The organism is Pseudoalteromonas simplex (assembly GCF_015278155.1).
Classification (GTDB): Bacteria; Pseudomonadota; Gammaproteobacteria; order Enterobacterales; family Alteromonadaceae; genus Pseudoalteromonas; species Pseudoalteromonas simplex.
Genome location: NZ_JADILN010000012.1, coordinates 93,723 through 100,721, shown reverse-complemented (window position 1 = coordinate 100,721; position 6,999 = coordinate 93,723). Strand labels below are relative to the sequence as shown.

Here is a 6,999-nt window from a genome sequence, read left to right as displayed (position 1 = left end):
TATTAAAAGCTCGTCTGAATCGAGTCTAACTATTCAGTTGTCCTAGTGACACATTTTGTGTCCCCATCGTCTAGAGGCCTAGGACACCGCCCTTTCACGGCGGTAACAGGGGTTCGAATCCCCTTGGGGACGCCACTTACTTTAAGTGTTGTGTTATTAAAAGCTCGTCTGAATCGAGTTTAACTATTCAGTTGTCCTAGTGACACATTTTGTGTCCCCATCGTCTAGAGGCCTAGGACACCGCCCTTTCACGGCGGTAACAGGGGTTCGAATCCCCTTGGGGACGCCACTTACTTTAAGTAAGTAATGTGTTGGAAAGACTATCTTTTAAATATCATTTCAAATATAACTAAGATTTTTCAACTTAAGATTCCTTATTCTCCATATATCTTTACGATATAGACTCCATATATTTCTAAAACTTTAATTCCTATAGATCACTTTTACAGATCATTTTAATACTTTATAGTATCTAGCAACTCATCAGCTAACCATAAGGAAATTAAAATGTTAGCTAAACGTGTTGTACTCATACTAATTTCTTTAGTCATTACTGCTTGCTCAGACTCAAATGAGGGAGTAGCGCTAGGAACGCTTGAGCGTGAGCGTGTGATCCATCCTGCAACGACTAACGAAATACTGATCGATTTACCCGTTTCAGCAGGCCAGTTGGTCGAAAAAGGGCAGGTGATTGCAAAGTTTGATGCCGAACTACAACAAGCGATTGTTGCTAAAGCACAAGCTCAATTAGCTCAAGCCACTGCATTTCTTGAAAAAACCTTGAATGGTGCTCGCCCCGAAGAAGTTGCTGCCGCATCAGCCAAAGTAGCAGCAGCCAATGCTGCATATACGCAAAGCGAAGCTAATTTTCGCCGTGCAAAAACCTTAGTTAAAGATAAACTCGCAAGCCAAGAAACCTTAGACAGTGCAACCGCTGCACGCGATGAGACTTTCGCTAATTTAGAATCAGCAAAGCAGAACTTAAATGAATTAACAAATGGTTCTCGCGTTGAAGATATTAATAGTGCGAAAGCGCAAGTTCAGGCGGCAGAAGCAGAACTAAAAGTACAGCAAAAATACCTCTCAGACCTGACAATTAAAGCGATGCGTGCTGGCAGGGTCGATAATTTACCTTGGCACGTAGGTGAGCGAGTTACCAAAGGCAGCCCAGTCGTTATCGTTCAAGCAAACAGCGCACCTTATGCGCGCGTATATATCCCTGAACCATATCGTGCCAAGCTCAATCAGGGCATGACACTTACGGTTCGTGTCGATGGCATAGATAAAGATATACAGGGTGAACTGACCTGGATTGCCACAGAGCCTGCGTTCACGCCTTTTTATGCCCTTAATCAGGAAGAACGTGCGCGATTAATGTATCTTGCTGAGGTAACACTACCCACAAGTGAAAATAATTTACCGACAGGCGTACCTGCTCAAGTGATTATGCCATGACTGAATCGGTGATCCATGCCAAAGGTTTGGTAAAACAATTTGGCGACTTAAAAGCGATTGATAACCTTGATCTAGACGTTGAGCAAGGGCAAATTTATGGCTTTTTGGGCCCTAATGGCTGTGGTAAAACGACTGCAATCCGTATGCTTACAGGGTTATTGAAGCCAACCTCAGGTGATATCAATGTGCTTGGCTTGAGTCTGCCAAAAGATGCTGAAAAGCTCAGAACACAACTCGGTTATATGACGCAAAAGTTTTCACTTTATAGTGACTTGACCGTACTTGAAAACCTAAAGTTCATGGCGGCGCTTTACCCGTTTAAAAAGCAGCAAAAGCAACAAAGAATTGACGAATTGCTCCATACCTATGGCCTTGATCAAAGAGTCGATCAAATGGCCGGAAGTATGAGTGGGGGCCAACGGCAGCGCTTAGCATTAGCTGCTGCAGTGATTAATAAACCGAAAATTTTATTTCTTGATGAACCAACATCGGCAGTCGATCCACAAAATCGCCGTGACTTTTGGGAAACACTGTTTGATTTAAGTAATGCCGGTACCACGATATTAGTGACCACTCATTACATGGATGAAGCCGAGCGTTGTCATCGTTTAGCCATTTTAGAATCTGGTATTAAACGCGCGGATGGCTCTCCAAAGCAATTAATGACAGACATGCACGCTCATGTTGTAGAAATCGCAGGGGCGCAAACCAGAGAATTAAAAAAACAGCTCGCAACAATCGACCATGTTATTTCAGCCACTCAGCTAGGTGCACAGCTGCGAGTATTAGTAAAAAAAGATGTTCAAGATCCCGTTGAGTTCATAAAACAGCAATCATTTTGTCAGGATACGTGGCAAGTAAATAGTGTGCGTCCAAGCCTTGAAGACGTGTTTGTCACCTGCACAGGGCAGGGCCGACAATGAGTATTGTGACTTCATTAAGCCGCATAAAAGCAATTGTAAGCAAAGAATTATTACAATTACGTCGCGATAGAATGACCTTTGCGATGGTGGTGATGATCCCCCTTATCCAACTGATTCTATTTGGTTACGCTATTAACACCAACGTTAAAGATATCCCTGTTGCAGTGGTCGATCATAGTCAAACTGCGCTCAGTCGCATTTTAGTACAAACAGTATCGGCGACAAATGTGGTTAAAGTGACAGATTATTACGACAGTATAGAGCAGGCACAAACAGCAATCGCGAGCGCGAAAGTGCGGGCTGTGCTGTTTATACCCCACGATGTGGCAAACCGACTTGCCCAGCACCCAACAGTGGGTTTTGGTTTGCCTGATGGCAGTAATGAGTCGTTAGTCAGGCCAATTGCGCATTGGTTAGTTGATGGTTCAGATACAATGGTCGCGTCGAGCATAAAATCGCTGCGCAATATGCCGCTTGCAGAGCTTCTCGATAAGCCTGCGAATAGAACGTATCCGACCTTTGAGACGACCTTATTTTATAACCCAGAGCAACGCTCTGCAGTGAATATTGTGCCAGGTTTAGCTGCTGTTATTTTAACCATGACGATGATTATGTTTACCTCTGCAGCCATTGTTAAAGAGCAAGAGCGAGGTAATATGGAGCTCTTAATCACCTTACCGTTAAGCTCACTTGAATTAATGATTGGTAAAGTGGTGCCTTATATCTTCATTGGTTTTATTCAGTTATTTATTATACTAGGTATGGGTAAGCTCTTGTTTCATATTCCTTTTGGAGGTGGTTTAGTCGCATTGGTTGTCGCAACCTTTGCGTTTATATGTGCCAGTTTAGTGCTTGGCTTAGTCCTTTCAACCATCGCTAAAAATCAGCTTCAAGCAATGCAAATGACAATTTTCATTCTGTTACCCTCGATATTATTATCAGGTTTTGTATTTCCTTATGAAGGCATGCCAAAGGCAGCGCAATGGCTTGCTGAGTGCCTACCCGCAACGCATTACCTGAGGTTAATACGTGGAATCGTGCTAAAAGATGTCAATCTAATAAGCATGAGCAGTGATTTACTTTGGCTGTTAGCCTTTACAATTTTGGGCTTGGCTGTGGCTGCATTTAGGTTTAAGAAAACCCTTGATTAGGCTAGGCAATTTAAGACATATATGCTTAACTAAAGTGTAATTTCAATTCTTTTTGAGTAGATGTAAGCGTGTGGCGAGTATTTTGGGTGGCGTTGCTACTAGTGACGTTTGATTGCTATGCAGCAACGATAAACCTAGCCCATACCATGAAGCATGAGCACTTTAATGAGCTGTTAAGTGCACTTGCTGAGCAAAGTGGCTTGACGGTTAATTCTGTATTGGTTGACCAAAAGGCGCTAAAAGTCAGGCTGGTGCAAAATACCAGTACCAGCACCTCTACAGACGTTGTTATTGTACCTGCTGATCATTTAGGGCTTGATAAATATGCCAACTACAGCGTTATCCCAGACTCACTCATAGCTGATACCACAGACAAGCGAACCTTAGAAACTGCAAAGCTAAACAACACGCTCTTAGGTATACCCATCATTCAAGGCAATCACCTGTTACTTTTTTATAATAAGCAGTTTGTTAAAGAGCCAATAGAAAATTGGCAGGATATATACCGAATTCAATCATCATTGCCTGAAAAAGTGAAACTCGTTACATGGAGTTTTATGGAAATGTATTGGTTTATCCCGTTCTTATCGGCTTTTAATGGCGACCTAATTGTAGATAACCATGTTCAGCTTAATACACCAGCAATGCAATCGGCTCTCAAATTTGTTTGGGATTTAAATAAACAAAATCTGGTTGATAGACAGTGCGATTACACTTGCTCAAATAATGCATTTAAAGCGCAGCAAGCTGCCTTCACCATCGATGGAGCTTGGGCATTAAAAACGTATGAGCAAGCGCTTGGTGATAATTTAGCTGTGCAGCAATTGCCGAAACTTAATGGTGAGTATATGCAGCCTTATTACTCTACCTTTGTGTTGGCATTTCCAAATGATGGCTTAAATGGCGTTAATAAAGACAATTTGATCAAATTTGCTAAATTGGTTCAAGCAGAAAAATTTCAAACAATGATTTGGCAAAAGCTTCAAGATATCCCCGTCAATACAGAGGTGTTAAATAGTTTAAAATCACAACAAGGCACACAGTTAGCAACCTTAATTGAAGCGATGCAATTTACAAAAGCGATGCCTTCAACCGCATCGATGATCATCGTATGGGAAGTATTAAATAAAGGATTTATTCGCTATGGCAGTGGTGCCCTAACTGCTGAGCAAGCGGGGCTTTTTATGCAAGGGTTGGCAGAGCGTTCGATTGCCAATGAAGGGGATGAATGAGTAGTCCACGCTTTAGCCGCGCCTTATTTATCAGTGTATTACTACTGGTTATTATTCCCCTACTGATCCTTGCAGGTTTGATGATTGGGCGTTTCTATTTAAGCTCAATTGACCAAGCAAATACGAGTTTGCAATGGCAAGCTAGAAATAATGCAGCCAGTCTTGAACAACTCTTATTTAAGCTTGAGAAAAATAGCCAATTACTTAGTAGCACTAAGGCGATAACTGAGCTGCCAAATAAAGTGGTGTACTCACAGTTCGCGCTTGTGCAGTTACAAGAGTTTGTTGCCCAAAACCCACAAATTAACGCATCAATTGTTATTGATAATCAGGGGTTTATAGTTGAAGGGTATCCGATTACTTCTTTAAATTTGAACTATAAACTCACTAAAAGCATTCTCAACAGTGCTCAAACATCAACAGAGCAAAACACAATTCAAATTATCGATAACCCACAAGTCACTGAGCTACTCGCACCTTTGCAGGCAAAACAAAGTGCTTTACTGGCAATTACATCTAAGTTGTTACATGAGCAAGATTCTCTCAGTGAGCCAATAATTAAAACGGGCGTGTTAGTGTCTTTTGTGCCTTTATCAGAGGCGTTAAAGTGGCTTGCAATACATAATGAACAACCGGTTTATCAAGCGGGTAAGCAGGTACAAATTACAGCACAAGGTAACATTTTATATAGCGTGGGCGATGCTGGCGATAACGGCAAATTAATGGGGCAGGCCTCAATCAGTAATGTTTATTTTAAAGGTAAGCCAACCAGTTTACAGTTCCAAATTAATGAAGCAAAAACCACATACACCAGCGCTGTAAAGCAAACGGCCATATTGGCAGGATTGTTAATTGTCGGACTCTCTATTATTTCATTTATCTTAGTGCGTTGGTTGACGGCACGGCTCCATAACCCGCTAAATCGCATTACTACTCTTAGCCGAGAATATGCATTGGGTAATTACAAACAAGATACCGACGATTTTCATTATCAAGAGTTTAAAGATATTGCAGATTCGCTCAGCAGCATGGCTGATATCATTGATATACAAATTACTTCATTGCAATTAGAAAAACTTCGCGCTGAGCGCTCTGAGCAAGTTAAAAGCCAATTCTTAGCCAATATGAGCCATGAGATACGCACTCCAATGAATGGTATTGTGGGCTTTTTGCAGCTACTCAATAAAAGCACGCTAACACCAGAGCAAGCAGAGTTTGTAAGGCAAATTAATAACTGTAGTGATGTGTTATTAACCGTGATTAACGATATTCTCGACTTTTCAAAAATAGAGGCCAATAAAATAGAGCTCGAGTCGCGACAATGTGATTTAGTCGCGCTTTGCCATGACCTTATCTTACTATTCAAACCGAGTTGTGATGCCAAAGGAGTTGGCTGCCGGCTTGACGTCTCCCCATTACAATCGCTGAATGTTGAATGTGATGAAATACGTGTTAAACAAGTGCTGATTAACTTGCTTTCTAACGCCGTTAAGTTCACCCATCAAGGAGAGATCGTTCTTTCGCTTATTCTGCAAAGCCGAGATGAACACCAGACAGCCGTCGTGTTATCGGTAAAAGATACAGGCATAGGTATCGCTGAAGATAAAATAACGGCCTTGTTTAATCCTTTTGTTCAGGCGCAAACTAGCACAACTCGTGAATATGGAGGGACCGGTCTTGGGCTTGCCATCAGTAAAGGAATGATTGATTTGATGGGTGGCACTATTGCTATCGACAGTGAGCTTGGCAAAGGCTCCGAGTTTACGGTTAATGTTAATTTTAAATCACTAAACCCACAGGACGCTAGTGCAAAAGTACACCAATCAGATGAAGACACTCAGTTCGATTTTAAAGCCGTCGACAAGCCAATATTAATTGCTGAAGATAACCCGATTAACCAAATTGTTATCACTAAGTATTTAACTCAATTAGGTCTAAATTATGAATTGGCAGAAAATGGAAAAATTGCCTGTGAGAAAACCCTAACACAAAACTACGCATTGATTTTAATGGATATTCAAATGCCGGTGATGGATGGATTAACTGCCAGCGAAAACTTACTTGCAAGGCCAGATTTTGATACGCCGATTATTGCAGTCAGTGCTAATGCGATGAAAGACGACATCGAAACAAGCGCAAAAATTGGTATCAGTGACCATATCGCAAAGCCAATTAATTTTGCTGAACTTGAAAAAGCACTCGCAAAATGGCTATCTCAGCAATCGCCGAAATAGCCGG

At 41.6% G+C, this 6,999-nt stretch carries 5 protein-coding genes and 2 tRNA genes; all 7 read left to right on the top strand.

The window, feature by feature from the left end; all coding sequences use genetic code 11:
- Positions 1–59: 59 nt before the first annotated feature.
- Positions 60–135 (top strand) — tRNA-Glu (locus tag IRQ78_RS17925).
- 78 nt (positions 136–213) lie between these two features.
- A tRNA-Glu gene (locus IRQ78_RS17920) sits at positions 214–289 on the top strand.
- Between the two features lie 218 nt (positions 290–507).
- Positions 508–1,455 (top strand): HlyD family secretion protein, encoded by a 948-nt coding sequence (locus IRQ78_RS17915; RefSeq protein ID WP_194442830.1) that lies wholly within the window; start codon positions 508–510, stop codon positions 1,453–1,455.
- Positions 1,452–2,378, top strand: a complete 927-nt coding sequence (locus IRQ78_RS17910; RefSeq protein ID WP_062567026.1) for an ABC transporter ATP-binding protein — start codon at positions 1,452–1,454, stop codon at positions 2,376–2,378. The genes IRQ78_RS17915 and IRQ78_RS17910 overlap by 4 nt, the downstream gene beginning before the upstream one ends.
- A 2-nt stretch (positions 2,379–2,380) precedes the next feature.
- Positions 2,381–3,529, top strand: a complete 1,149-nt coding sequence (locus IRQ78_RS17905) for an ABC transporter permease (RefSeq protein ID WP_130166761.1) — start codon at positions 2,381–2,383, stop codon at positions 3,527–3,529.
- Positions 3,530–3,597: 68 nt separating this feature from the next.
- On the top strand, positions 3,598–4,761 hold the full coding sequence (locus IRQ78_RS17900) for a sugar ABC transporter substrate-binding protein (protein WP_054553702.1): 1,164 nt from the start codon (positions 3,598–3,600) through the stop codon (positions 4,759–4,761).
- Positions 4,758–6,995: a HAMP domain-containing hybrid sensor histidine kinase/response regulator gene (locus tag IRQ78_RS17895; protein ID WP_194442829.1), complete on the top strand. Its 2,238-nt coding sequence runs from the start codon at positions 4,758–4,760 to the stop codon at positions 6,993–6,995. The genes IRQ78_RS17900 and IRQ78_RS17895 overlap by 4 nt, the downstream gene beginning before the upstream one ends.
- Positions 6,996–6,999 lie beyond the last annotated feature (4 nt).